The 25,079-nt window shown below is 49.1% G+C and carries 25 protein-coding genes; 21 read left to right on the top strand and 4 right to left on the bottom strand.

What is annotated here, in order from left to right; translation table 11 throughout:
• Position 1 precedes the first annotated feature (1 nt).
• The gene (gene tcdA, locus HRH59_RS04920; protein WP_173500164.1) at positions 2-793 is read left to right on the top strand and encodes a tRNA cyclic N6-threonylcarbamoyladenosine(37) synthase TcdA; all 792 of its coding nucleotides are present in this window, start codon (positions 2-4) and stop codon (positions 791-793) included.
• On the opposite strand, the gene HRH59_RS04915 is transcribed toward tcdA, so the two are convergent.
• From HRH59_RS04915 to gltA, 3 genes are all read right to left on the bottom strand, one after another.
• Positions 786-1,235 (bottom strand): SufE family protein, encoded by a 450-nt coding sequence (locus tag HRH59_RS04915; protein WP_173500163.1) that lies wholly within the window; start codon positions 1,233-1,235, stop codon positions 786-788. The genes tcdA and HRH59_RS04915 overlap by 8 nt on opposite strands.
• Positions 1,232-2,449, bottom strand: a complete 1,218-nt coding sequence (locus tag HRH59_RS04910; RefSeq protein WP_173500162.1) for an aminotransferase class V-fold PLP-dependent enzyme — start codon at positions 2,447-2,449, stop codon at positions 1,232-1,234. The genes HRH59_RS04915 and HRH59_RS04910 overlap by 4 nt, the downstream gene beginning before the upstream one ends.
• A 138-nt stretch (positions 2,450-2,587) precedes the next feature.
• Positions 2,588-3,871, bottom strand: a complete 1,284-nt coding sequence (gene gltA, locus HRH59_RS04905; protein WP_173500161.1) for a citrate synthase — start codon at positions 3,869-3,871, stop codon at positions 2,588-2,590.
• A gap of 393 nt (positions 3,872-4,264) precedes the next feature.
• On the opposite strand from gltA, the gene sdhC reads away from it, so the two are divergent.
• The 19 genes from sdhC to glnS all read left to right on the top strand — a co-directional run bounded on the left by sdhC (position 4,265) and on the right by glnS (position 23,831).
• Entirely contained in the window at positions 4,265-4,642 is a 378-nt protein-coding gene (sdhC, locus tag HRH59_RS04900) for a succinate dehydrogenase, cytochrome b556 subunit (RefSeq protein WP_173500160.1), read from the top strand.
• Positions 4,633-4,980: a succinate dehydrogenase, hydrophobic membrane anchor protein gene (gene sdhD / locus HRH59_RS04895; protein WP_173500159.1), complete on the top strand. Its 348-nt coding sequence runs from the start codon at positions 4,633-4,635 to the stop codon at positions 4,978-4,980. The genes sdhC and sdhD overlap by 10 nt, the downstream gene beginning before the upstream one ends.
• Positions 4,981-6,753, top strand: coding sequence for a succinate dehydrogenase flavoprotein subunit (gene sdhA / locus HRH59_RS04890; protein ID WP_173500158.1), 1,773 nt, complete (start codon positions 4,981-4,983; stop codon positions 6,751-6,753). It abuts the gene before it with no gap.
• Positions 6,754-6,765: 12 nt separating this feature from the next.
• Positions 6,766-7,485, top strand: a complete 720-nt coding sequence (locus tag HRH59_RS04885; protein ID WP_173500157.1) for a succinate dehydrogenase iron-sulfur subunit — start codon at positions 6,766-6,768, stop codon at positions 7,483-7,485.
• A 102-nt stretch (positions 7,486-7,587) separates the two neighbouring features.
• Complete coding sequence (locus HRH59_RS04880) at positions 7,588-10,398, top strand: 2-oxoglutarate dehydrogenase E1 component (protein ID WP_173500156.1); 2,811 nt, start codon at positions 7,588-7,590, stop codon at positions 10,396-10,398.
• A 66-nt stretch (positions 10,399-10,464) separates the two neighbouring features.
• Positions 10,465-11,670 carry a 2-oxoglutarate dehydrogenase complex dihydrolipoyllysine-residue succinyltransferase gene (gene odhB / locus HRH59_RS04875; RefSeq protein WP_173500155.1) on the top strand — a complete coding sequence of 402 codons (1,206 nt, stop codon included), beginning with the start codon at positions 10,465-10,467 and terminating at the stop codon, positions 11,668-11,670.
• Between the two features lie 145 nt (positions 11,671-11,815).
• The gene (gene sucC / locus HRH59_RS04870; protein ID WP_173500154.1) at positions 11,816-12,982 is read left to right on the top strand and encodes an ADP-forming succinate--CoA ligase subunit beta; all 1,167 of its coding nucleotides are present in this window, start codon (positions 11,816-11,818) and stop codon (positions 12,980-12,982) included.
• A gap of 10 nt (positions 12,983-12,992) precedes the next feature.
• Complete coding sequence (gene sucD, locus HRH59_RS04865) at positions 12,993-13,865, top strand: succinate--CoA ligase subunit alpha (protein ID WP_173500153.1); 873 nt, start codon at positions 12,993-12,995, stop codon at positions 13,863-13,865.
• A 121-nt stretch (positions 13,866-13,986) separates the two neighbouring features.
• Positions 13,987-14,721 (top strand): thermostable hemolysin, encoded by a 735-nt coding sequence (locus HRH59_RS04860; RefSeq protein WP_173500152.1) that lies wholly within the window; start codon positions 13,987-13,989, stop codon positions 14,719-14,721.
• The gene (locus HRH59_RS04855) at positions 14,721-16,187 is read left to right on the top strand and encodes an AMP-binding protein (protein ID WP_173500151.1); all 1,467 of its coding nucleotides are present in this window, start codon (positions 14,721-14,723) and stop codon (positions 16,185-16,187) included. The genes HRH59_RS04860 and HRH59_RS04855 overlap by 1 nt, the downstream gene beginning before the upstream one ends.
• Entirely contained in the window at positions 16,162-16,842 is a 681-nt protein-coding gene (locus HRH59_RS04850; protein ID WP_173500150.1) for a TenA family transcriptional regulator, read from the top strand. The genes HRH59_RS04855 and HRH59_RS04850 overlap by 26 nt, the downstream gene beginning before the upstream one ends.
• Entirely contained in the window at positions 16,839-17,642 is an 804-nt protein-coding gene (locus HRH59_RS04845; RefSeq protein ID WP_173500149.1) for an SDR family oxidoreductase, read from the top strand. Before HRH59_RS04850 ends, HRH59_RS04845 begins: the two co-directional genes overlap by 4 nt.
• 1 nt (position 17,643) lies before the next feature.
• Positions 17,644-18,285 (top strand): tetratricopeptide repeat protein, encoded by a 642-nt coding sequence (locus tag HRH59_RS04840; protein WP_173500148.1) that lies wholly within the window; start codon positions 17,644-17,646, stop codon positions 18,283-18,285.
• 12 nt (positions 18,286-18,297) lie between these two features.
• Positions 18,298-18,957, top strand: a complete 660-nt coding sequence (locus HRH59_RS04835) for a response regulator (RefSeq protein ID WP_173500147.1) — start codon at positions 18,298-18,300, stop codon at positions 18,955-18,957.
• Positions 18,954-20,258: a sensor histidine kinase gene (locus tag HRH59_RS04830; protein WP_173500146.1), complete on the top strand. Its 1,305-nt coding sequence runs from the start codon at positions 18,954-18,956 to the stop codon at positions 20,256-20,258. The genes HRH59_RS04835 and HRH59_RS04830 overlap by 4 nt, the downstream gene beginning before the upstream one ends.
• Positions 20,255-20,614, top strand: a complete 360-nt coding sequence (locus HRH59_RS04825) for a cupredoxin domain-containing protein (protein WP_173500145.1) — start codon at positions 20,255-20,257, stop codon at positions 20,612-20,614. The genes HRH59_RS04830 and HRH59_RS04825 overlap by 4 nt, the downstream gene beginning before the upstream one ends.
• On the top strand, positions 20,604-21,350 hold the full coding sequence (locus tag HRH59_RS04820; protein ID WP_173500144.1) for a hypothetical protein: 747 nt from the start codon (positions 20,604-20,606) through the stop codon (positions 21,348-21,350). The genes HRH59_RS04825 and HRH59_RS04820 overlap by 11 nt, the downstream gene beginning before the upstream one ends.
• Positions 21,340-22,050, top strand: coding sequence for a hypothetical protein (locus HRH59_RS04815; protein ID WP_173500143.1), 711 nt, complete (start codon positions 21,340-21,342; stop codon positions 22,048-22,050). Before HRH59_RS04820 ends, HRH59_RS04815 begins: the two co-directional genes overlap by 11 nt.
• A 113-nt stretch (positions 22,051-22,163) precedes the next feature.
• Entirely contained in the window at positions 22,164-23,831 is a 1,668-nt protein-coding gene (gene glnS, locus HRH59_RS04810; protein WP_173500142.1) for a glutamine--tRNA ligase, read from the top strand.
• Between the two features lie 59 nt (positions 23,832-23,890).
• Here the strand turns inward: glnS and HRH59_RS04805 are convergent, their stop codons facing one another.
• Complete coding sequence (locus HRH59_RS04805) at positions 23,891-24,085, bottom strand: DUF3185 family protein (protein ID WP_173500141.1); 195 nt, start codon at positions 24,083-24,085, stop codon at positions 23,891-23,893.
• 140 nt (positions 24,086-24,225) lie between these two features.
• On the opposite strand from HRH59_RS04805, the gene HRH59_RS04800 reads away from it, so the two are divergent.
• Positions 24,226-25,068, top strand: coding sequence for a type 2 periplasmic-binding domain-containing protein (locus tag HRH59_RS04800; RefSeq protein WP_173500140.1), 843 nt, complete (start codon positions 24,226-24,228; stop codon positions 25,066-25,068).
• Positions 25,069-25,079 lie beyond the last annotated feature (11 nt).

Below are 25,079 nucleotides of genomic sequence, written 5' to 3'. Positions count from 1 at the left end.
GATGTCCGATTATCAATTACGTTTTGCCGGCATAGCCAGATTATATGGCGTAGCTGCACTGGAAACTTTTGCTAAAGCCCATGTCTGTGTGATTGGTATCGGCGGGGTTGGCAGTTGGGCGGCGGAAGCGCTGGCCCGCTCCGGTATCGGCGAAATTACCCTGATTGATTTAGATGATGTCTGCATCAGCAATATCAATCGTCAGCTACACGCCACTACGGCAACGGTAGGCCAGGATAAAGTGGCGGTGATGGCTCAGCGTATTCAAGCGATTAACCCCGACTGTGTTGTGCATCAGATAGAAGATTTTGTCACCACAGATAACCTGCGCCAGTTGATAACAAGCGATATGGATTACGTGGTTGATGCTATCGATTCAATTAAAGCCAAGGTAGCCCTGTTGGCGCATTGTAAGCGCAATAAAATTAAACTGATTAGCACCGGCGGTGCCGGCGGCCAAACGGATCCGACACAAATACAGATAGCGGATTTAACCCAAACCATTAATGACCCGTTACTGGCTAAGGTGCGCAACAGTTTGCGGCGTGATTATAACTACAGCCGTAACCCGAAACGCCGCTTTGGTATTGATTGTGTGTATTCAACCGAGCAATTGGTGTATCCGCAACCGGATGGCAGTGTGTGTCAGCAAAAAACTGCACAAGTTACGGCAGAGGGCGAAGTAAGCAGTATGCGGTTGGATTGCAGCGGCGGTTTTGGCGCTGTTACCGTAGTCACTGCCAGTTTTGGTTTTGCGGCTGTATCCAGAGTATTGAAAAAACTGGCTACTTAGCAGGGCAGCAGGCTTTTATCCTTTCAGCCATAGCGGTTAATCCATTACCACGTGACTGGCTTAAATACGGCTTTAAATTCAGCTGATCAAACTTATGGCACAAATCAAACTTCGCCAGCTCTGCGCTTGTCATACCGTTAACCAGGCACAGCATAATAGCCATTAAGCCTTTAACAATACGGGCCTCGCTGTCCAGTACAAAAAAGTGTTTGTCTTGCGCTTTATCGTGATAATGCATCAGCCAGGCGCGGCTTTCACAGCCTTTTACCAGCAAATGCGGTTGTTTCATTTTTTCCGGTACCGGCGGCAACTTTTTACCCAGCTGCATCAGCACGCGGTATTTGCTTTGCCAATCTTTCGCCGCGCTGATGTCGGCCAGATCCTGTTGTTTGATCTGTAGCAGGGCAGGTTGTGTTTCTGCTAATAATTGTTCTAATGTCATGCAGTTAAAATCTCCACGGCCTGCTCCAAAGCGAGCAGACACCGGTTTACATCGTCCAGCGTGTTATATGCAGCAAAGGAGCAGCGAACCGCGCCTTGCTGCGCTAAATAGCTAAATAACGGCATGGCGCAATGTTGGCCGGAACGCACTGCGACCTGTTGCTGATTTAATAATTCAGCCACATCGGCCGGATGTTCACCGGCAACATTTAATGCCACTATGCCGGCATTATGCACAGGCATGGACAAAATATCTATGGCTTTTATTGCCTGCAGGCCACTGTAGAACTCTTTTAATAACAGCGATTTATGCTGTTGAATTTGCTCAGTGTTATATTTTTGTAGCCATGAAATTGCCGCAGATAAGCCTATAGCCCCCGCGATATTTGGCGTGCCGGCTTCTAAGCGGAACGGCAGTTTGTTGAATGTAGTGTTAACAAAGCTGACAGTGTCAATCATTTCGCCGCCGGCAAAAACCGGTGTTAATTGTTCCAACCACTGCGTTTTGCCATACAGCACACCGATACCGGTGGGGCCGTATAGCTTATGGCCGGAAAATACATAGAAATCACAATCAAGCTGTTGCACATCCGGTTGTTGGTACACTGCGCCCTGAGCACCGTCAATCATGGTAATGGCTCCGGCGGCTTTGGCCTGCGCTACCATCTGTGCTACCGGTTGAATATGTCCCAGCACATTAGAAATATGGCTGAAGCTGACCACTTTTGGCTTGAGGGCCAACAGCTTTTGATACGCCACAAGGTCTACCGTGTGCTGTGGTGTTAACGGCACCACATCAATTATCACGCCATGGCGTTGGCAATGCAGTTGCCAGGGCACAATATTGGCGTGATGTTCCAGTTGGGTTAATAAAATACGGTCGCCGGGTTTGAGCACCGTATGCATTAAACCAAAGGCAATTTGATTTAACGCCGCAGTCGCACCGCTGGTAAAAATAATTTCATCCGAATGTGCTGCGTTAACATAGGCGGCTACGCTAGTTCGCGCTTGTTCAAACAGCATAGTAGCCTGCTGGCTTAGCTGGTGGGCACCACGATGTACATTGCTGTTATGCCGCTGATAAAACTGCGTAACCGCATCGATAACGGCCTGAGGCTTATGCATGGTGGCGGCATTGTCCAGATACACCCAATCCGGCTGCTGCTGAAAAAAAGCAAATTGTTGGCGAAATTGCTGAACATCAAAAGCAGGCATAAGGGATGAGGGTTCCGCTGGATGAGATGGCGCGATTTTGCCTGTTTTTACGCAGTGGCGCAAATGTGATGCGGTATTCCGGGCAAGAAAAAAGCGGCCGCAGCCGCTTTTAAACACTATCAATAAGTACCGTCGAAATTAACGCTTGTTCAGCGGTTTAAAATCACGGGCAGTGTAGCCGGTATACAGCTGACGCGGACGGCCGATTTTATGGCCTTTTTCGCCCAGCATTTCGTCCCAATGTGAGATCCAGCCAACGGTGCGTGACATTGCAAAAATCACCGTAAACATGCTGGTTGGAATACCGATAGCTTTTAAGATAATACCACTGTAGAAATCTACGTTCGGGTAGAGTTTCTTCTCGATAAAGTATGGATCAGACAGTGCAATACGTTCTAATTCCATTGCCACATCTAACAGCGGGTCTTTAACATTCAGCTCTTTTAACACTTCATGGCAGGTATCACGCATAACTTTGGCCCGTGGGTCAAAGTTCTTGTATACACGGTGGCCAAAGCCCATTAAGCGGAAGCTGTCGTTTTTATCTTTGGCGCGGGCAACAAATTCAGGAATACGGTCAACCGAACCAATTTGTTGCAACATCTTCAGGCAGGCTTCGTTAGCACCGCCATGCGCCGGGCCCCACAATGATGCTACGCCGGCGGCGATACAGGCATAAGGGTTAGCACCTGAAGAACCGGCCAAACGTACAGTAGAGGTAGAAGCATTTTGCTCATGGTCTGCGTGTAGCATAAAAATGCGGTCCATGGCTTTAGCCAGAATAGGGCTAACCTTGTAATCCTCTGCCGGCACGGAGAACATCATGTGCAGGAAGTTTTCTGAGTAGCTTAAATCGTTACGCGGATACACAAATGGCTGTCCCACGGTGTACTTGTAAGCCATCGCAGACAGCGTTGGCAGTTTGGCGATTAAGCGATGCGCGCTGCGCTTGCGCTGCATAGGGTCGTTAATGTCCAGGTCTGAGTGATAGAAAGACGACATCGCGCCCACCACACCACACAGCATTGCCATTGGGTGCGCGTCAACCCGGAAACCCTGAAAAAACGCGGCGATTTTTTCATGCACCATGGTATGGCGGGTTATAGTGTTTTTAAACTGATTGTACTGTTCCGCTTGCGGTAATTCACCTTCTAATAACAGGTAGCACAGCTCCAGGTAGTCTGAATGGTCTGCCAGCTGCTCGATAGGGTAGCCGCGGTGTAACAGCACACCGTTGTCGCCATCGATATAGGTAATTTTAGATTCACATGAACCGGTCGACATAAAGCCCGGATCAAAAGTGAAGTACCCTTGCTGACCCAAGGCGCGAACATCAATTACGTCTGTGCCGGCGCTGCCAGAGTAGATTGGCAACTCGAACGATTTCCCATCGATCTGCACGACGGCCTTTTTATCTGCCATTGGATTTCTCCTGTTGTTGTAGTATCGGGTTAAAGGAATTTAGCAAATTGGCCGCTATTCTAACTGCAAACGACCCTATAAAGTCAATTTTAATGCGTTTCTGCTTAATAAGTATTCGACTCTGGTATTATTGCCCTTACGACTAAAATGTGTAATGTTCCAAATACGGATTTTTTCGGGTAAAACCAAACAAAAATTGTAATAGCGAGTCACGAAATATATACTATTGCGGTTTTTAAACAGTTCACTCGGCAAGCACTTTTTGCTGAATCCGGCAGGACTGATCCAGCTTGAGCAATAAGGTGTATTGGTTTTGGGTGTTGACTGTTTATACAGCAATGACAACGACAATGACAACAAGAGCTCGATAATGGGCATCGATGGGCAAGCACTGTGAAAAAACAAAGACCAGTAAATTTAGACCTCTCTACCATATCGTTTCCGGCACCTGCCATAGCGTCAATTTTACACCGGGTTACCGGCGTGGCATTGTTTTTCGCCTTGGTATTCGTTATCTGGGCCTGGGCTTATTCGCTGCAGGACCAGCAGAGCTTTGACTATGTTAAAGCGCTGATGACGTCTCACCTGGCCAAATTCATTGCCTGGGGCACTATCACTGTTCTTATCTACCATTTGGTTGGCGGTATTCGTCATCTGATTATGGACATGGGACACTGGGAAGAGCTGAAATCCGGTAATCTAAGCGCCAAAGTAACAATAGCGCTGTGGGCAGTATTAGCAGTTTTAGCAGGAGTATGGTTATGGTTTTAAACCAGGCAAGCCTGAAACGCGATGGCGTGCAGGATTATGTGTCGCTGCGCGCAACAGCCATAGTGCTGGCGCTGTACAGCGTATTTATTTTGGGTTTCTTCCTTATTACGCCGGAAGTTACCTTTGAGGTGTGGCAAGCACTGTTTGCCAATACTCTGGTAAAAGTGTTTACCTTGTTAGCGTTAGTATCTATTGCCGTGCACACCCGCATTGGTTTGTGGCAGGTGCTGACTGATTACATTAAATCAGCCGCTCTGCGCGCAGTATTACAATTCTTCCTTTATGCGCTGGCTTTCGCTTATGTTGCGGTTGGCCTGTTTGTTCTGTGGGGTGCTTAAGTGAATATTCCTGTAAGAGAGTTTGACGCCATCGTAATTGGCGCAGGTGGTGCCGGTATGCGCGCTGCACTGCAAATTACCCAGTCTGGTTTAAGCTGTGCTTTATTATCTAAGGTGTTTCCGACCCGTTCGCATACAGTGTCTGCCCAGGGTGGTATTACTGTAGCCTTGGGTAACAGCCATCCGGATAACTGGGAATGGCACATGTTTGATACCGTTAAAGGTTCTGATTACATCGGTGACCAGGACGCTATCGAATATATGTGTAAAACCGGCCCGGAAGCGATTACCGAGCTGGAAAACATGGGTTTACCTTTCTCACGCTTTGAGAACGGCCGCGTTTATCAGCGCCCGTTTGGTGGTCAGTCCAAGAATTTCGGCGGCGAGCAAGCTGCCCGTACTGCCGCTGCAGCTGACCGTACCGGTCATGCCTTATTGCACCTGTTGTACCAGCAAAACGTAAAGAACAAAACTCAGGTATTTTCTGAGTGGTACGCGCTTGATCTGGTAAAAAACCAGGACGGTGCTGTCGTAGGTTGTACTGCTATTGATATTGAAACAGGCGAAATCGTCTATTTCAAAGCTAAAGCAACGGTACTGGCTACCGGTGGTGCCGGCCGTATTTATGCTTCTACTACGAATGCCCACATTAACACCGGCGACGGTGTTGGTATGGCGCTGCGTGCCGGTGTACCGCTGCAGGATATGGAAATGTGGCAATTCCACCCAACCGGTATTGCCGGTGCCGGTACTCTGGTAACGGAAGGTTGTCGTGGTGAAGGCGGTTACCTGCTGAATAAAGACGGCGAACGCTTTATGGAGCGTTATGCTCCTAACGCCAAAGACTTAGCCGGCCGCGACGTGGTTGCCCGCTCTATGATGACGGAAATTCGCGAAGGTCGCGGTTGTGACGGCCCGTGGGGCGTACACATTAAACTGAAGTTAGACCATTTAGGCGCCGAAGTATTAGAAAGCCGCTTACCTGGTGTCTGTGAGTTGTCTAAAACCTTTGCGCACGTTGACCCGGTAAAAGAGCCTATTCCGGTAATTCCAACTTGTCATTATATGATGGGTGGTATTCCGACCAACGTACATGGCCAGGTTATCAAACCGACCGCTGACGGTGGTGAATCAATCGTAGCCGGCTTATTTGCTTGTGGCGAAATTGCCTGCGTGTCCGTACACGGCGCTAACCGCTTAGGCGGTAACTCCTTGCTGGACTTAGTAGTATTTGGCCGTGCAACCGGCCTGCATTTGGGCGAAGCCCTGGCGGCAACGTCTGAAGCCCGTGCAGCGTCTCAGTCTGATCTTGATGCAGCTTTAGCGCGCACACAGCGCTGGGAAGAGTCGAAACCCGGCCAGGGTGAAGACCCGGTGCAGATTAAGAAAGACCTGCAAAAATGTATGCAGCTTAACTTCTCGGTATTCCGCGAAGGCGCAGCTATGGCGGAAGGTCTGGCTGAGTTAAAAGAAATTCGCGAACGGTTAAAGTTTGCCCGTCTGGACGATAAGAGCTCAGATTTCAATACCGCGCGTATTGAGTGTTTAGAGCTGGATAACCTGATGGAAACGGCGTTTTCAACGGCGGTAGCGGCTAACTTCCGCACCGAAAGCCGTGGTGCGCATGCCCGTTTTGACTTCCCGGATCGTGATGACGAAAACTGGTTATGCCACAGCGTGTACACACCGGAATCTGAATCAATGTTTAAGCGTAAAGTGAACCTGGAACCTAAGTTCCGTGAAGCTTTTGCGCCTAAAGCACGTACGTACTAAGAGGGCACAGCGATGAAGAAGTTGGTATTCTCAATCTATCGTTACAACCCTGATGTCGACAAAGCGCCGCGCATGCAGGATTACACGCTGGATAACCCGGAAGGCCGGGACATGATGGTGCTGGATGCGCTGATTAAGTTAAAAGAGCAGGACGCGGGCTTATCGTTTCGTCGCAGCTGCCGCGAAGGCGTTTGTGGCTCAGATGGTTTAAACATCAACGGTAAAAACGGTCTGGCTTGTATTACGCCGTTATCTGCTGCCGGCTTAAAAGGCGGTAAAATTGTGGTACGTCCGCTACCGGGTTTACCGGTAGTACGTGACTTGGTTGTCGACATGAGCCAGTTTTACACCCAGTATGAAAAAGTGAAGCCTTATTTAATCAATGACAGCAAATTACCACCGGCCGGTGAGTACTTGCAGTCACCTGAAGAGCGGGCCAAGCTGGATGGTTTATACGAGTGTATTTTATGTGCTTGTTGCTCAACCTCTTGCCCATCGTTCTGGTGGAACCCGGATAAGTTTATCGGCCCGGCCGGTTTACTGCATGCTTACCGTTTCCTGGCAGATAGCCGTGATACGGCAACAGAGCAGCGTTTAAACGACTTAGATGATGCTTTCAGCGTATTCCGCTGCCACGGTATCATGAACTGCGTTAACGTATGTCCTAAGGGTTTAAACCCAACCAAAGCGATTGGTGAAATTAAATCTATGTTGTTAAACCGGGCGCTGTAATGCGCCCTTTTTTGGTATGTGCATGAAAAACAGCCTGGTTGCATGCAACCAGGCCATTTTTTTGCTACTTTTTCCAGGTGCGCGGAAATTAAGGGAAACTAAATGCACGAAGGTGTAATGAAGGCGTGGTTAGAGTCTTCTCATCTTGGCGGCGGCAACATGGCCTACGTCGATGAGCTCTATGAATCCTACTTAGCTGAACCTACCAGCGTTGGTGACGAATGGCGTGAGTTTTTCGCCAAACTGCCAAAACTTGACGGTGTCGATCTTGAAACCCGTCACTCAGACGTCAGACAGCAATTTGCCGACTTGGCCCGCAATAAACACCGCGAAGTGGTGGTGGTCAACTCCGGTACCGCCTCTGATAGTCGCCAGGTTAAAGTGTTGCAGCTGATTAACTCCTATCGCTTCCGCGGTCATCAGCAGGCTAATTTAGACCCGCTCGGCCTGTGGAAACAATCACGTGTGCGTGATTTAGAGTTGTCTTATCACGACCTGTCCGAGAGTGATTACGATACAGAGTTCAATGTTGGATCATTTGCCATTGGCAAAGAAACAATGAAACTGGGTGATTTGCACAAAGCACTGGAGAAAACCTACTGTGGTTCTATCGGTGCTGAGTACATGCACATTGTTTCAACCGACGAAAAACGTTGGATCCAGCAGCGTTTAGAATCTGTGCAGTCAACGCCTTCTTATGACAAAGCTGCTAAAGCCCGTATTCTGAATGGTTTAGTCGCGGCTGATGGTTTGGAAAAATACCTGTCATCCAAATTCCCGGGCGCCAAGCGCTTTGGCCTGGAAGGCGGCGATGCCATGGTGCCAATGCTTAAAGCCATGATCCACCGTGCCGGCGAGCAGGGCGCTAAAGATTGTGTTATCGGTATGGCGCACCGAGGCCGGTTAAATACGTTAATTAACGTACTGGGCAAGAACCCGTCAAAATTATTTGATGAGTTTGCCGGTAAATATGAAGTGGTCGGCGCCGGTGACGTGAAATACCATATGGGTTTCTCGTCTGATTTTGAAACTGCCGGCGGTAATGTGCATTTGGCGCTGGCGTTTAACCCGTCACATCTTGAGATTGTTAACCCGGTAGTTATGGGCTCAGTGCGGGCGCGTTTAGACCGCCGCGGTTGCAGCGATGGCTCTCTGGCGTTACCGATAACTATTCATGGTGACTCTGCTTTTGCCGGTCAGGGCGTAGTAGCCGAAACCTTTAACATCTCGCAAACCCGTGCCTTTAAAGTGGGTGGCTCTATTCGCGTGGTGATTAACAACCAGGTTGGCTTTACCACCTCCAAGCAAGAAGATACCCGCTCTACTGAGTACTGTACTGATATCGCTAAGATGGTGCAGGCGCCAATTTTCCATGTTAACGGTGATGATCCTGAAGCCGTGGTGTTTGTCGCGCAATTGGCAGTAGATTACCGCAATACCTTTAAGCGTGACGTGGTGATTGACCTGGTATGTTATCGCCGTAACGGCCATAACGAAGCGGATGAGCCAAATGCAACGCAGCCGCTGATGTACCAGAAAATTAAAAAGCACCCGATACCACGTGAAATTTACGCCAAAAAGCTGGTAGCAGAAGGGTTGTTCAGCACTGAAAAAATCAGTGAAATGATTGAGCAATACCGTGATGCGCTGGATAAAGGCGATTGTGTGGTAGACGAGTGGCGACCAATGACTGAAACCTCAGTTGATTGGACACCGTTTTTAGGCCACGACTGGGACGCTACCTATGACGCCAGCGTATCGGTAGAAAAACTGGTTGAGCTGGGCAAAAAAGCCACCAGTATTCCGCAGTCTCACGCCTTACAGCGTCAGGTTGGCCGCGTGTATGAAGACCGTGCGCTAATGCTGGCCGGCGAGAAGAAAATTGATTGGGGCTTTGCTGAAATTCTGGCTTATGCCTCAACGGTAGCAGAAGGCAGCCGCATTCGTATTGTTGGCCAGGACTCCGGCCGTGGAACCTTCTTCCATCGTCATGCGGTATTGCACAATCAGACCGATGGCAGCACTCATACGCCACTTGAGCATATCAGTGACGAACAGGGCCCGTTCCAGGTGTACGATTCTGCTTTGTCAGAAGAAGCGGTACTGGCATTCGAATACGGCTATGCTACAGCAGAGCCGCGTGCCATGGTAATTTGGGAAGGTCAGTTTGGTGATTTTGCCAACGGCGCTCAGGTTGTTATTGACCAGTTCTTAAGCTCAGGCGAGCAAAAGTGGGGCCGCTTGTGTGGCTTAACCTTGCTGTTGCCGCATGGTTATGAAGGCCAGGGCCCGGAGCATTCGTCAGCCCGTCTGGAGCGTTTCCTGCAGTTATGTGCAGATCACAATATGCAAGTGTGTATCCCAACCACACCGGCGCAGGTGTTTAATATGTTGCGTCGGCAAATGGTGCGGCCAATGCGTCGGCCGTTAATTGTGATGTCGCCCAAATCATTACTGCGCCATCCGCTGGCAACGTCCACGTTGGAAGAGCTGGCGTCCGGCAAGTTCCATAACGTGATTGGCGAGATTGATGACATTAAGCCAAATGATGTGAAGCGCGTGGTGTTCTGTAGCGGTAAGGTGTATTACGAACTGCTGGAAGAGCGGCGTAAGCGCGAGCAAAAAGATGTTGCTATAGTGCGTGTTGAGCAATTATATCCGTTCCCGCACGAAGAAATGGCTGACGTGTTAAGCCAGTACCAGCATGTTACTGATTTTGTCTGGTGTCAGGAAGAGCCGCAAAACCAGGGCGCCTGGTATTGCAGCCAGCATCATTTCCGTGCCGCTATTCCTAAGGCCGGCTATCTGACTTACTCAGGTCGTGACGCTTCGTCATCGCCGGCAGTAGGTTATTTGTCGGTGCATAATAAGCAGCAACAAGCTTTGATTAACGACGCACTGAGCATTAAATAATGACTTGTCCGGCCCGCACAGCGGGCCGGTTGAACGAAATAAGACCAACCGGTAAAAGGTGAAAAAGTGGAAATTAAAGTACCCGTACTGCCAGAATCCGTTGCAGATGCAACCATCGCCACCTGGCACGTTAAAGCAGGCGAAGCTGTAACACGCGATCAGGTATTAGTTGATATTGAGACCGACAAGGTCGTACTTGAAGTTGTGGCCCAGGCAGATGGCGTAATGGGTGAAATCATTCATGACACCGGTGCGACGGTAACCGCTGAAGAAGTGATTGGTAAAATGGAAGCCGGTGGTGCACCGGCAGCGAAAAAAGACGATGCGCCGGCTAAGAAAGACGATGCCAAAGCCTCAGAAGCCAAATCAGATGCTAAATCAGATGATAGCAACGACGATGCGTTAAGCCCGTCAGTGCGCCGTATGATTGCTGAGAAAGGCCTCGACGCCGCTAAAATCAAAGGTACCGGCAAAAATGGCCGTGTAACTAAAGAAGACGTAGAAAAATTTGTTGCCGGTGCGCCTGCTAAAGCCGCTGCTACAACATCTGCACCAGCTGCAGTAGCCGGTGATCGCAGCCAAAAACGTGTGCCTATGACACGTTTACGTAAAACTATCGCTAACCGTCTGCTGGAAGCGAAAAACTCTACCGCCATGTTAACCACCTTTAACGAGGTGAACATGAAGCCGATTATGGACCTGCGTAAGCAGTATCAGGACGTGTTTGAAAAACGTCACGGTATCCGTTTAGGCTTTATGTCGTTCTATGTTAAAGCGGTAACAGAAGCGCTGAAACGCTTCCCTGAAGTTAACGCGGCAATCGATGGCGATGACATCGTTTACCACAACTACTTCGATGTCAGCATTGCGGTATCAACACCACGTGGCCTGGTTACCCCGGTACTGCGTGATTGTGACAAAATGAACCTGGCCGAAATCGAAAAAGCCATTAAAGAACTGGCGCTGAAAGGCCGTGACGGCAAGTTGGCGATGGATGATTTAACCGGCGGTAACTTCACTATCACCAACGGTGGTGTGTTTGGTTCGTTAATGTCTACGCCAATTATCAACCCGCCACAGTCTGCTATTTTGGGTATGCACAAGATCCAGGACCGCGTTATGGTAGTGGACGGTAAGATGGAAATTCTGCCAATGATGTATCTGGCACTGTCTTATGATCACCGTATTATCGACGGTAAAGAGTCTGTGGGTTTCCTGGTAACCATTAAAGAGTTGCTGGAAGATCCAACCCGTATTTTGCTGGATATTTAATTATTCAGAAAAAATAACTAAAAATGCTGTTGTTTTGTGACAACAGCATTTTTTATCAAACCGATTGGCATTATAATACGCGCCGATCAAAGTCAGGTTGGACCATAGTGGCCAACCTCCATATTCAAATGAACGGAAAATAGCCATGAATTTGCACGAGTATCAGGGTAAGCAACTGTTTGCCCAATATGGTTTGCCTGTATCTAAAGGCATCGCCGCAGCTACAGTTGAAGAAGCGGTAGCAGCTGCAGATAAAATCGGCGGCGATATGTTTGTTGTCAAAGCGCAGGTTCACGCTGGTGGTCGCGGTAAAGCGGGCGGTGTGAAGCTGGTTAAGAGCAAAGAAGACATCAAAGCTTTCGCAGAAAAATGGCTTGGCAAGAACCTGGTAACTTACCAAACTGACGAAAAAGGTCAGCCGGTAAGCCGTATCCTGGTTGAACCTTGTACTGATATCGCAAAAGAACTGTACTTAGGTGCAGTGGTAGATCGCTCTTCACGTCGTATCGTGTTTATGGCGTCTACTGAAGGTGGCGTGGAAATTGAAACCGTAGCGCACGAAACACCGGAAAAGATTCTGAAAGCTGCTATCGACCCGTTGGTTGGCGCTCAGCCATACCAGGGCCGCGACCTGGCCTTCAAACTGGGCCTGGAAGGCAAGCAAATTAACCAGTTCGTGAAAATTTTCATGGGCCTGGCCAAACTGTTCCAGGAAAAAGACCTGGCATTGTTAGAAGTAAACCCGCTGGTTATTACCCCGGCTGGTGACTTGCACTGTTTAGATGCCAAGCTGGTTATCGACGGCAATGCGTTGTACCGTCACCCTGAATTAAAAGAAATGCAGGACCCTTCACAGGAAGATCCACGTGAAGCCCACGCGGCATCATGGGAGCTGAACTATGTTGCCTTAGGTGGTGACATCGGCTGTATGGTTAACGGTGCAGGCCTGGCAATGGGCACGATGGACATCGTTAAACTACACGGTGGCCAACCGGCTAACTTCCTGGATGTTGGCGGTGGTGCAACTAAAGAGCGCGTAGTAGAAGCGTTCAAAATTATCCTGTCTGATACTGCGGTTAAAGCCGTTTTCATCAATATTTTCGGCGGTATCGTACGTTGCGATATGATTGCTGAAGGTGTTATCGGTGCAGTAAAAGAAGTTGGCGTTAAAGTGCCGGTGGTTGTACGTCTGCAAGGTAACAATGCAGAGCTGGGTGCTAAAGTGCTGCAAGAAAGTGGCCTGAACATTATCGCTGACACAGACCTGACTGGCGCTGCCAAGCAAGTTGTTGCAGCAGCGGCTAAGGCATAAGGGGTAAGCAATGAGCGTTTTAATTAATAAAGATACCAAAGTAATTTGTCAGGGTTTTACCGGTGCACAGGGTACTTTCCACTCTGAGCAAGCCATAGCTTACGGCACTAAAATGGTTGGCGGTGTAACGCCGGGTAAAGGCGGTCAAACGCACCTGGGTTTACCGGTGTTTAACACAGTACAAGAAGCGGTAGATGCTACCGGCGCAACGGCGTCTGTTATCTATGTACCGGCACCTTTCTGTAAAGATTCTATTTTAGAAGCGGCAAACGGTGGCATTAAGCTGATTGTTTGTATCACTGAAGGCATTCCAACGTTGGATATGCTGGACGCTAAAGTAAAATGTGATGAATTAGGTGTCGTGTTAATCGGCCCTAACTGCCCTGGCGTTATTACTCCGGGCGAATGTAAAATCGGTATTATGCCTGGCCACATTCACAAGCCGGGTAAAGTTGGTATCGTGTCACGTTCAGGCACACTGACGTATGAAGCGGTTAAACAAACTACCGATTACGGTTTCGGCCAGTCTACCTGTGTTGGTATCGGTGGCGACCCAATCCCGGGTTCTAACTTCATTGATATCCTGAAGTTGTTCCAGGAAGACCCACAAACTGAAGCCATCGTAATGATCGGTGAAATTGGTGGTTCTGCAGAAGAAGAAGCGGCAGCTTATATCAAGCAGCACGTAACTAAGCCTGTGGTATCTTACATTGCTGGTGTAACTGCACCTGCAGGTAAGCGTATGGGCCACGCCGGCGCTATCATCTCTGGTGGTAAAGGTACTGCAGACGAGAAATTTGCTGCATTAGAAGATGCCGGCGTTAAGACGGTAAAAAGCTTAGCCGATATCGGTAAAGCACTGAAAGAAATCACTGGCTGGTAATAAGCAACTGATTTAACCTCTAAAAAGCCCGCTTACTCAGCGGGTTTTTTTATTTTTGTTCTTAAGACTACTTTAAGTTTGCTATTGCACACTGCTTATAACGGTAACACAGGAGTCCGTTATGACCAGTTTGATGCGTAGCACCGGATCTTTCACCAGTGCCGGAATTGTTAATGTAAGCGCAGAAAATCTTGCCGGCGTTATCCGGCATGTCAACCAACCCATACAAGGCGATTTGCAACTGATTGAACCGCGGCATCCGCGTCGGGCATCGCTGCAGCAATTTATCGCACAGGGCTTCGCTACTCACTATCAGGCTAGGGTGCAAGAGTTTATGCCACACCTGCTTGGCGTTTCATCTTCAGGCTTATGGCAAGCTGCGTTGGGCATCCGTTTTGCCTCTGCTGGCAAGCTGTTTACAGAGCACTATTTGTCTGCCAGTGCAGAGCAGGTGCTGCTTACACATAATGTTAGCTGTGACAGAGCTTCCATTGCCGAAATCGGCCATTTGTATGCGCACAACCGTCAGGCTTTAATGCAATTGTTTGTTCTGATGGTGCAAGCGCTGCAGCAGTTAAAGGTGCAACAGCTGCTATTTGCTGCAACGGCTGATCTTAAGCGCTTGTTAACCCGTCACGGTATTGTACTTACAGAAGTCGCTGATGCGTCGGCAAAATGCCTGGGCGACAAAGCCCGGGGCTGGGGCAGTTACTACCAAAGTAAACCTAAAGTATATGCGCTGGCTGTCACACAGGCAGCAGAGCGAATTCAATCTGACCAACGCCTGGTGCAGTTGATTTTTAAACATTGGCCGCAGCTTCACGCTCTGGTTGATACGTTGCAGGAGACCATCTGATGCAATTCTCGCTGGCAGATTCCGCGCGACTGACTGATGCTCAAAGTGGTTATACATTGGATAGTCCGGCGATACAGCGCCGGATAAACCAGTGGCAAACATTATTGCAGGGCTATGATGCTAATAGGGTGGTGCTTACTGCTGATAGCAGCATCAGCTGGATACTGGCAGACCTGGCATGTTTAACCGCTGGTATTTTACTTACACCGTTACCGACTTATTTAAGCGAGACTCAGCGTGGTGCAGTACTGAATAGCTTGCAGCCAGATTTATGGTTGAGTGATCACGATATTACCGATACGGCCTGCACTTTGCTGGAAGAGTTCGATGGTTTACTACTGTATCGCCGCCAAGTGAACGGCAGCATTGCGGTAGCTCGCGGCACACAAAAAATTACCTTCACGTCAGGCTCCACCGGCAATCCAAAAGGGGTGTGTTTATCTGCCCGCAGTCAGTTGGATGTAGCTTTGGCATTAAAAGCACTGGTCGAACATATCAGCAGTGGTTGTCCGCGACATTTATGTTTACTGCCACTGTCGACATTGCTGGAAAACATAGCCGGTGTTTATACACCCTTACTTGCCGGCGGCGAAGTAATTGTCGCCCGGGATATCTTCAGGGGGTTCAGCGGCAGTCGTTTAACAGATCCTTTGAAGTTATTGCAGCTGATCACGACACAACAGCCTAAAAGCCTGATTTTAGTACCGGAACTATTAAAAATGCTGATTCAGGCTGCTAATTCCGGTTGGGCTGTGCCGGCCAGTTTGGAGTTTATTGCTGTTGGCGGCGCTTATGTGTCGCCGGATTTATTGAGAAAAGCTGCTGCGTTAAAGCTACCGGTTTATCAGGGTTATGGCCTGAGTGAATGCGGCTCTGTGGTAGCACTGTCTGATACCGATCCGGCTAAAGCCACTGAAACGGTAGGGCAGCCGCTGGCATGTCGCGATGTACACATTATCAACGGTGAGCTGGTAGTTAATACGCCTTTTTTGGGCTATTTAGGTGATGCAGACTCTTCAACAGCACAAGTATATACCGGTGATCTGGCTGAGTGGACTGCACAAGGTGAGCTGCGCATTTTGGGCCGGCGCAAAAACCTGATCATTAACAGCTTTGGCCGCAATATCTCACCGGAATGGGTAGAAACAGCCCTGACCGACAGCGGCGTGGTGCAACAGGCCATGCTGCTTGGCGATGCCAAACCGTATTGCTCGGCGCTACTGTTCGCATCAGCCGGTGTCAGTGATACACAGCTGGCAGAGATAGTGCAAAAGGTGAATAAGCAATTACCGGATTATGCCACCGTGGTGAGTTACCACCGGCTAACAGACCCCTTTACTGCAGAGCGTGGCATGTTAACCGAAAATGGCCGGTTAAGGCGCAAACATATTGAACAATGTTATGCAGCACAAATTTCAGCACTGTTTACAGGAGACAAATATGAACTTTTATCAATCCCTGCTTGAAGCAACCAGCGAAGAACGTAATTACCTGCTAAGTGCGCCAATGATTAAACGCTGCTTTGAAGGTGATTTTACGCTGGATCATTATGTGGCGTTTTTATTACAGGCTTATCATCATGTTAAGCATACAGTGCCGTTGTTGATGGCGGTTGGTGCGCAGTTGCCGGAAGAAAAGGAATGGTTACGAGAAGCGGTCGCGGAATACATTGAAGAGGAGTTGGGGCACCAGGAGTGGGTGTTAAACGACATTGCTGCCTGTGGTTTTGATAAAGAGCAAGCCAGGCAAAGCGCACCGCTATTTGCAACAGAAATGATGGTTTCTTATGCCTATGACGCGATAAGACGCACCAATCCGTTAGCCTTTTTCGGCATGGTACTGGTGCTGGAAGGCACGTCTATTAACCTGGCGGAACAAGCGGCATCGCATATCGCCGGTAAATTAGGTTTACCGCGCAAAGCCTTTTCTTATCTTAATTCACATGGTGCGCTGGACCAGGAACATATTAAGTTTTATGAGAACCTGATGAATAACATCAGCTCTGCACAGGACCAGGCCGTTATCGTTCATGCCGCTAAACGTTTTTATCGGTTATATGGCGATATTTTCCGCTCGCTGGAAGCACCTCACGGCCTTCAGCGTCAGGAGCAGGCAGCATGAACCGGCTACAAGGCAAGCGGGTATTGCTTACCGGTGCCAGTGGCGGTATTGGTCGGGCGGTGCTTAAACAGCTGTCAGCCTCAGGGGCTGAGGTGGTAATTACCGGCCGGGATCAGCCGCGGTTGAAAATGCTGGCCGCTGATGCGCCTGAGCAAATACAAACCTTTGCAGCTGATCTGACTGATACAGCAAATCTTGACGCGTTATTGGCATTTTGTCAGCAGCAGGGCGGCATTGATGTGCTGATTAATAATGCGGGGATCAGCCAGTTTTCGGCAGCAGCCGGGCAGCAGTTGACGGCATTGATCAATACTAATTTGTTGGCACCGATGTTACTGACACAACTGTTTTTACCGATGCTGAAGCAGCGCAACGGCACCATTTTAAATGTCGGCTCTACTTTTGGCAGCATTGGTTATGCAGGCTTTACCGGCTATTGCGCAGCTAAATTTGGCTTGCGTGGCTATACCGAAGCACTGCAGCGTGAGCTGGCGGATACTGACATGCGGGTGCTATATCTGGCTCCCCGCGCCACAGATACCGCGATAAACAATACTGCGGTAAAAGCGCTGAATCGTGCACTAAAACAAGGTGTTGACACACCGGAGCAGGTTGCCAACGCGTTGATTGAACAACTGATCAGTGGCAAAAAGCGTCGCTTTTTAGGAACTGCAGAAAATATCTTTGTCAGGTTAAATGCGCTGTTTCCGTCTGTTGTTGACAATGCTCTGGGCGGTAAGCTTAAACAGATAAAACAACATTTTATTGGCACTGGCGTAAAAAACAGTGCGGAGGTGTAATATGAAAATGAAAACATTGCTGGCATTTACTTTGCTGGTATCCACTAATGCAGCACTGGCTGATGTGCTTGATGATATTGAGCCGCTGCAGCAGCGCTGGGCTGAAGTAAACTATCAGTTGGAAGGCGACCAGCGTGAGAGCGCGTTTGATGCGTTGCTTAAGCAAGCCGATGAAGTAGTGAAAGCAAATACAGACAAAGCAGAAGCCTATATATGGCGCGGCATTATTGCTTCCAGCTACGCCGGAGCAAAAGGCGGCTTGGGTGCCTTATCGTTAACCGGGCAATCAAAGGCGGATCTGGAACAAGCAATAACACTGAATGACACCGCTTTGCAGGGCTCGGCGTATACCAGCTTAGGCGTACTGTACTACAAGGTTCCCGGTTGGCCGGTAGGTTTTGGCAGTGATAAAAAAGCCAGAGCCATGTTAAACAAAGCGCTTGAATTAAACCCACAAGGTATTGATCCAAATTATTTTTATGCAGAGTTTTTGCTGGAAGAGCGCGACTACAAAGCGGCAATGCGCTATCTTGAAGTAGCGAAAAATGCACCAGCACGGCCGGACCGGCCGTTGGCTGACAGTGGTCGTCAGCATGAGATCGCAGCGCTTGAGAGTAAGCTGATTAAAAAATTGAAAAAATAACAGAGGGCATGCATGCGTTTGCTGCTGGTAGAGGATGACATAGCGTTGCGTAATGGTTTGCAACAGGCATTAACGGTGCAAGGGTTTGCAGTTAATGCCGTTGGCAATGGCCAGCAAGCACTTGCGGTGGTGCGCGCAGGGGATTGCGATACCGTTATTTTAGATTTGGGTCTGCCGGACATGGATGGTTTAGCTGTGCTGAAACAATTACGGCAAAAGTGGCCGCGCCTGCCGGTGCTTATTCTCACGGCCCGTGATGGCCTGGATGACAGAATAAAGGGGCTGGACTTCGGCGCTGATGATTATTTAGTCAAGCCTTTTGCTGCCCCTGAGTTGTTTGCCAGGTTGCGCGTAATAGAGCGCAGGTTAGGTACGGCATCAAGCCATTTAATCCGTTGCGGTGAGGTTGAACTTGACAGCAGCGCGATGCATGCCAGTGTCGGCGGAGATATTATTTCTTTGTCGCGTCGTGAATATGTATTGTTGAAAGAACTTATGGAATCAGCAGGGCGCATTAAAACCCGCGAACAGCTCGAAGCCAGTTTGTATAGCTGGGGCGAGGAAGTCGCCAGTAATGCTTTGGAAGTACACATTTCAAATTTGCGTAAAAAGTTGCCGTCAGATCTTATCAGGACTGTCCGTGGCGTAGGCTACAGTATCAGCAGGCCATGACCTCAGTTCGCCGTTACCTTATTTCAGTGTTAATTGCTGTGCTGGTGTTAACCAGCTTTTTGGCTGCTTTACAAAGTTATCGTCTCAGCGCTGAGCGGGCCCGCGAGTTGTTTGATCAAGATTTACAACTGATCGCCGGAGCTATCTGGCAGCAATACGATGTGAATATGCCGCAGCCCGCACAAGGGCTTGCGGTGCAACTGAGCCGGCATGGCGAGTTGAAATACCGCAGTGAATTGGCGCCGCAGGCCGTGAACAGTTGGGCACAGGGGTACTCGGAGCAAAACTTTGCCGGTAAACGCTGGCGGGTATTTGTGCAGTCCGGTAATAACGGTTGGCAAATTATGGTGGCACAACCGCTGCAACAGCGGTTGCAACTGGCTGATGAGCTGATTACTGCCTCAATCTATCCTGTAGTGCTTAGCCTGCCGGTGCAGGCGTTGCTGATCTGGCTGATTGTCAGCCGCGCATTATCGCCATTGCGCTCGTTATCTGCGCAGCTTGCCAGCCGCAAAGCCAATGAATTATCGCCCGTGACCCTGGAGCAGGTGCCAGAAGAGCTTAAGCAAGTGCTGCAGTCTACCAATCAGCTGTTTGAGCGCTTGTCTGCCACCTTTGCCCGCGAGAAACGTTTTGCTTCAGATGTAGCGCATGAACTTCGTACTCCTTTAAGCGTGCTGGAGATTAACCTGCATAATGCGTTAACCCGCTGGCAGCAGCAGGGCTTGTCCGATCATGATGAAACCATGCTGGCGCTGCAGCAAGGGGTAGAGCGGATGCGGCAGCTGATTGAGCAAATTATGCTGTTAAACCGCACTCATCCGGATAATTTTCAGGCAAAAACCAGACTGTTGGACTGGGTAGCGTTATGCCGGCAGGTAGTATCTGAATGGTTTAGCCAATTGGAGCAAAAGCAGCACAGCATCAGTATCGAAGGGGATGAGCACCTGATGGTAAAAGCCGATGATTTTGCCCTGCGATTACTGGTGTCAAACCTATTGGGCAATGCCATTAAATATACGCCGGCCGGCGGGCAAATTCGGCTGACATTGCATACAAGCCGGGATAAGGCTGTGCTGGCAATAGAAGACTCCGGGCCCGGGATCCCGCCACAGGAGTACCCGCAGGTATTTAACCGCTTTTATCGTGTCGGCGGTGACCGGCATCAGTTTGCGGTGCCGGGCGCCGGGTTGGGTCTGGCTATTGTTAAAGATATTGTCAGTTTGCATAACGGCAGCATTTATCTTGCGCCGGCCGGTTTTGCCAGCGGGCTGAAAGTGACAGTGGAGCTGCCGTTATGACACTGCAGCAGGCATTGGCAGCGCTGGCACTTTGTATTCCGTTAGCAGTGGAGGCGCGGCAAGAGTTCGTGCTGACGTTAAAAGATCATTTGTTCAACCCGGCGCAGCTGGCCGTGCCGGCCGGACAGAAAATAAAAATCCGCCTGATTAACCTGGATGCAGCACCGGAAGAATTTGAGAGTTTCCCGTTAAACCGTGAAAAAGTGGTGTTGGGTAATAGTGAAGCCATTTTATACCTTGGGCCTTTGGCTGCCGGAGAATATCCGTTCTTTGGTGATTATCATCCGGACAGCGCCAAAGGTGTGTTAATTGTCATACCCGAAGCGCAATGGCAGCAGGTGCAGCATGTTAATTAATACGGTGTTACTGGTTACCCGTGAACTGCTGCCGCTGCTGCTGCTACTGGTGCTGATGTTGCAATTACAATCGGCGCAAAAAAGCCGGTTTTTACTGCTTAGTGTGCTGCTAAGCACCGCGTTGGTGTTGTTGCTGGCACCCTGGTTAGCGCTGTTGACACAACTGGCAGAAGGCAACGGCCTGGAACTGTTATTTGTCGCTTGTTACGGCGTATCGTTGCTGGCGCTGATAATACTGCTCACCGCTAAAGCCGGGCCATTTTCGCCGGCCCTGGTAGTGATAACGGCGCAGGGGCTGATATGCGGTATTAATCTGCTGCTATACAGCTTTACCGGTATCGGCAATGTTGATAAAGGTGACAGCTACTGGCTGGGAACATTGCTGGCATTGGGTATTGGCCTGAGTATTGCGGTTTTGTGGTTTCATTTACTTGATGAACTGAAACGCAGGACACCGGCATTATTGCTGTTAATGCTGCTGCCGGCGTGTGCCCGGCAAACCATTGAAGCGCTGGCATTATTGCAACAAACCGGCTGGCTGCCGGGCGGCCAGGCGCTATGGGATAGCGGTGTAGTTGTCAGTGAACAATCTGAGGCGGGTGTTTTTTTACAAGCCTGGTTTGGTTATGAAGCTACGCCGGATCTGATACAACTGACCGGCTGGTTATTAACCCTGATCCTGCTGTCAGCTCTTGGTTACCGCTGCTATATACGGAGAGTAAAAAATGGGCTTTAACCAACAGCTTAGTGCGCTGGTACTATTAATGCTAAGCTGCAATGCGATGGCAGATGGCCGGGTGGTGGATAAGGTTTATCATCCTTACGTTCAGCCGCTGGAGCGTGAGTTTGAGTACCGTTACTTATATCAGTGGCAGGCAAATCATCCGGACAATAACGCTATGGCGCAGCAGTTCGGTTACGGCTTTTCTGTTGCCGGTAATATGGCGATTTCAGTTAATATTCTGGCGGAACGTATTATGCCGGAAGATTATCGCATTGCCGGCTATGAGGCTGAGCTACGCTGGATGTTGACCGAGCAGGGCCAGTACAGCTGGGACTGGGGCTTGTTGTTTGAATTGGAAAGACAAAAGCAAACTGACAGTAACGAGTTCACCACCGGTTTACTGGTTGAAAAGGAGTTTGAATATACCAGCCTTACGGTAAATGCGCTGCTGGTATACGAGTGGGGCAATACTATATCCGCTGAATGGGAAAGCGAGTTCAGGTTGCAGTACCGTTACCGCTATTTACCGGCTTTACAGCCCTCTGTTGAAATTTACTCCGGAGAAAACTACAAAGGTGCCGGTCCGGGCTTTATGGGCGTGTACAAGTTCAGCCCTACACGGCAGTTAAAGTGGGAGGCTGCCATGGTGTTTGCCCTTGACAATGACACTATAGACCGGACCTTTCGTTTTGCGCTGAAATACGAGTTTTAACCGTGCTGCGTGATGAAAATCTGTCAATTGCCGGAGCAGACAGTGGTCAGCCGTGTTTCTGCTGCTATAATGCCGCGATATTTTATTGTTAGCACTTAAGGATACAGCGCATTATGGCGGACGCAGAACATCGCCCAACCAATTTTATCCGGCAAATTATTGATACCGATTTAGCTTCAGGCAAGCATAACGCGGTGCAAACCCGTTTTCCGCCTGAGCCTAACGGTTATTTACATATTGGCCATGCCAAATCAATCTGTCTGAATTTCGGTATCGCGCAAGATTACCAGGGCCAATGTAACCTGCGCTTTGATGATACTAACCCGGAAAAAGAAAACGTCGAGTTTGTTAACTCTATTCAGCAGGATGTGAATTGGCTGGGGTTTCAGTGGAGTGGCGAAGTACGTTACTCATCAGATTATTTTGATGCGCTGTATGGCTATGCAGTTGAACTGATTAACAAAGGCCTGGCCTATGTGTGCTTTTTAAATGCCGAGCAAATGCGCGAATATCGCGGCAATTTAACCCAGCCGGGTAAAGCCAGCCCAACGCGTGACACCAGCCCGGCAGAAAACCTGGCGCTGTTTGAAAAAATGCGTGCCGGTGGTTTTAAAGAAGGCGAATGCTCGCTGCGCGCTAAAATTGATATGACATCCAGCTTTATGGTTATGCGCGACCCGGTTATTTACCGCGTTAAGTTTGCCCATCACCATCAAACCGGTGACAGCTGGTGCATCTACCCGATGTACGACTTTACTCACTGTATTTCAGATGCACTGGAAGGCATTACTCATTCATTGTGTACCCTGGAGTTTCAGGACAACCGTCGTTTATATGACTGGATTTTGGACAACATTACTATTGCTTGTCATCCACAACAGATTGAGTTTTCCCGCTTAAATCTGGAATATGCGGTAATGAGCAAGCGTAAGCTGCAAACCCTGGTAGAGCAAAAGGTAGTGTCCGGTTGGGATGATCCGCGTATGCCGACGATTGCCGGTCTGCGTCGCCGTGGTTATACCCCTGCTGCTATTCGCGAGTTTGCCAAACGCATAGGCGTCACCAAGCAAGATAATATGATTGAGATGAGTGCATTGGAAGCCTGCATCCGTGAGGATTTAGACGCGGCAGCACCACGTGCTATGGCCGTATTGGATCCGCTTAAAGTCACTATTACCAACTACCCGGCCGGTGGTATTGAATGGGTAGAGGCGTCGAACCACCCGAAAGATAACACTATGGGTAGCCGTAAACTGCCGTTTGGGCCGGTGGTGTATATCGACCGCGCTGATTTTCGTGAAGAAGCCAACAAAAAGTACAAACGTTTGGTATTAAACGGTGATGTGCGCTTACGTAATGCTTACGTTATTCACGCTGATGAAGTTATAAAAGACGCCGATGGCAACATTATTGAGCTGAAATGCTCATACCTGCCGGAGACACTGGGCGAAAACCCGGCTGATGGCCGTAAAGTACGTGGCGTAATTCATTGGGTTGAAGCTACAAATGCATTGCCGGCAGAGTTCCGCGTGTATGACCGCTTGTTCAGCGTTGCAAACCCTGCTGCAGAAGAAGACTTCCTTAGCGTTATTAACCCGCAATCGTTGGTGATAACACAAGGTTTGGTTGAGCCGTCATTGCAAAGTGCCAAAGTTGAGCAGGCGTATCAGTTTGAACGCGAAGGGTATTATTGCGCCGATAATCGCGATTCCACTGCGGAAAAATTAGTGTTTAACCGCACTGTTGGCTTACGCGACAGCTGGGGTAAAGAAGAAGAGTAGCGCTGATGTTGTTGTAGTTAATAAAGGCCGCAAAGCGGCCTTTATTTATTCTCTGTGGGTTACTTTTTCAGTAACACACCCAAACCAATAATCGCCGCCACAGCGCCACCGACTAAAAACCAGATAGCGTTATCAGTAGGGTTGCCGGTAACTACTTCAGTTACCTGAGACGCGGTTGAGTTGTATTCGGTGTAACCAAAGTACAACAGAATGACGCCCGCGACTAAAATTGCCAGACCCAGAATTTTGTTCATTGTTATCTCCATTTGTTATTTTTTAAATTAGTGATAATTCAGTGTTTTTGTAGCGCAAATATCAAATTTAGCTAACTATTTGCAGCAAGAGCCGGTAATACTACACTAAATAACATGGCACAGTTATCCGGTGAAGAATAGTGATGCGTGCAATTTTGTGCTGTTTTTGTTTGTTGCTGGCAAATACAACATTTGCTGAATTAGTGCGTTACCCTGCGATAGCGCATACTGAAGACCCGCGTTCAGTTTTCCCGCTGGCGTTACTGGAGTTAGCTTTAGCGCAATCGCCGCGGCCATATCAGTTGCAAAGCTCAGCTGAGCGGATGTCGAAATCACGCAGTATGGTGTTTTTAAAAGAACAGACAGAACTGGATGTGCTCTGGACTATGACCTCTGTAGAGCGCGAGTTGGACTTACGCCCGATACGTATTCCGATTTTCAGAGGCCTGAGTGGCTATCGCATAATGTTGATCCGCGCTGATCAGCAGGCTAAATTTGCCGCTGATGCCCCAGAGACTGCGATCCGGCGGTTGGTGTATGCTCAGGGACACGACTGGGTTGACGCTAAAGTGCTGCAGTTGAACGGTTTTTCGGTATTAGGTGCGGCCGGTTATGACAACTTGTTCTCTATGCTGGAAAAAGGCCGCGTAGATGGAGTGCCGCGCAATGCACTGGAAATTGCCGATGAAGCTTTGCTGTTGGCGCCACGTAATATTGTCACCGAACAACATTGGGTACTGCATTACCCGACGGCCAGCTATTTTTTTGTTAACAGCGCAAATGAACAACTGGCAAAAGATATTGAGGATGGGCTGCGTAAAATCATTGCAGACGGTACTTTCGAACAATTGTTTCAGCAATTTTTTGCCGGCCACCTGGCTGAGCTTAAACTGCAACAACGGCAGATTATCCGCCTGAAAAACCCGTTGTTACCGGCACAAACGCCTATTAAAGACGCACGACTCTGGTATTATCCTCAGTAACTATTCAGTTT

This window comes from Rheinheimera lutimaris (assembly GCF_013283795.1).
Lineage (GTDB): Bacteria > Pseudomonadota > Gammaproteobacteria > Enterobacterales > Alteromonadaceae > Alishewanella > Alishewanella lutimaris.
The sequence above is the reverse complement of the archived record's forward strand: the minus strand, read 5'-3'. Positions and strand labels throughout refer to the sequence as shown.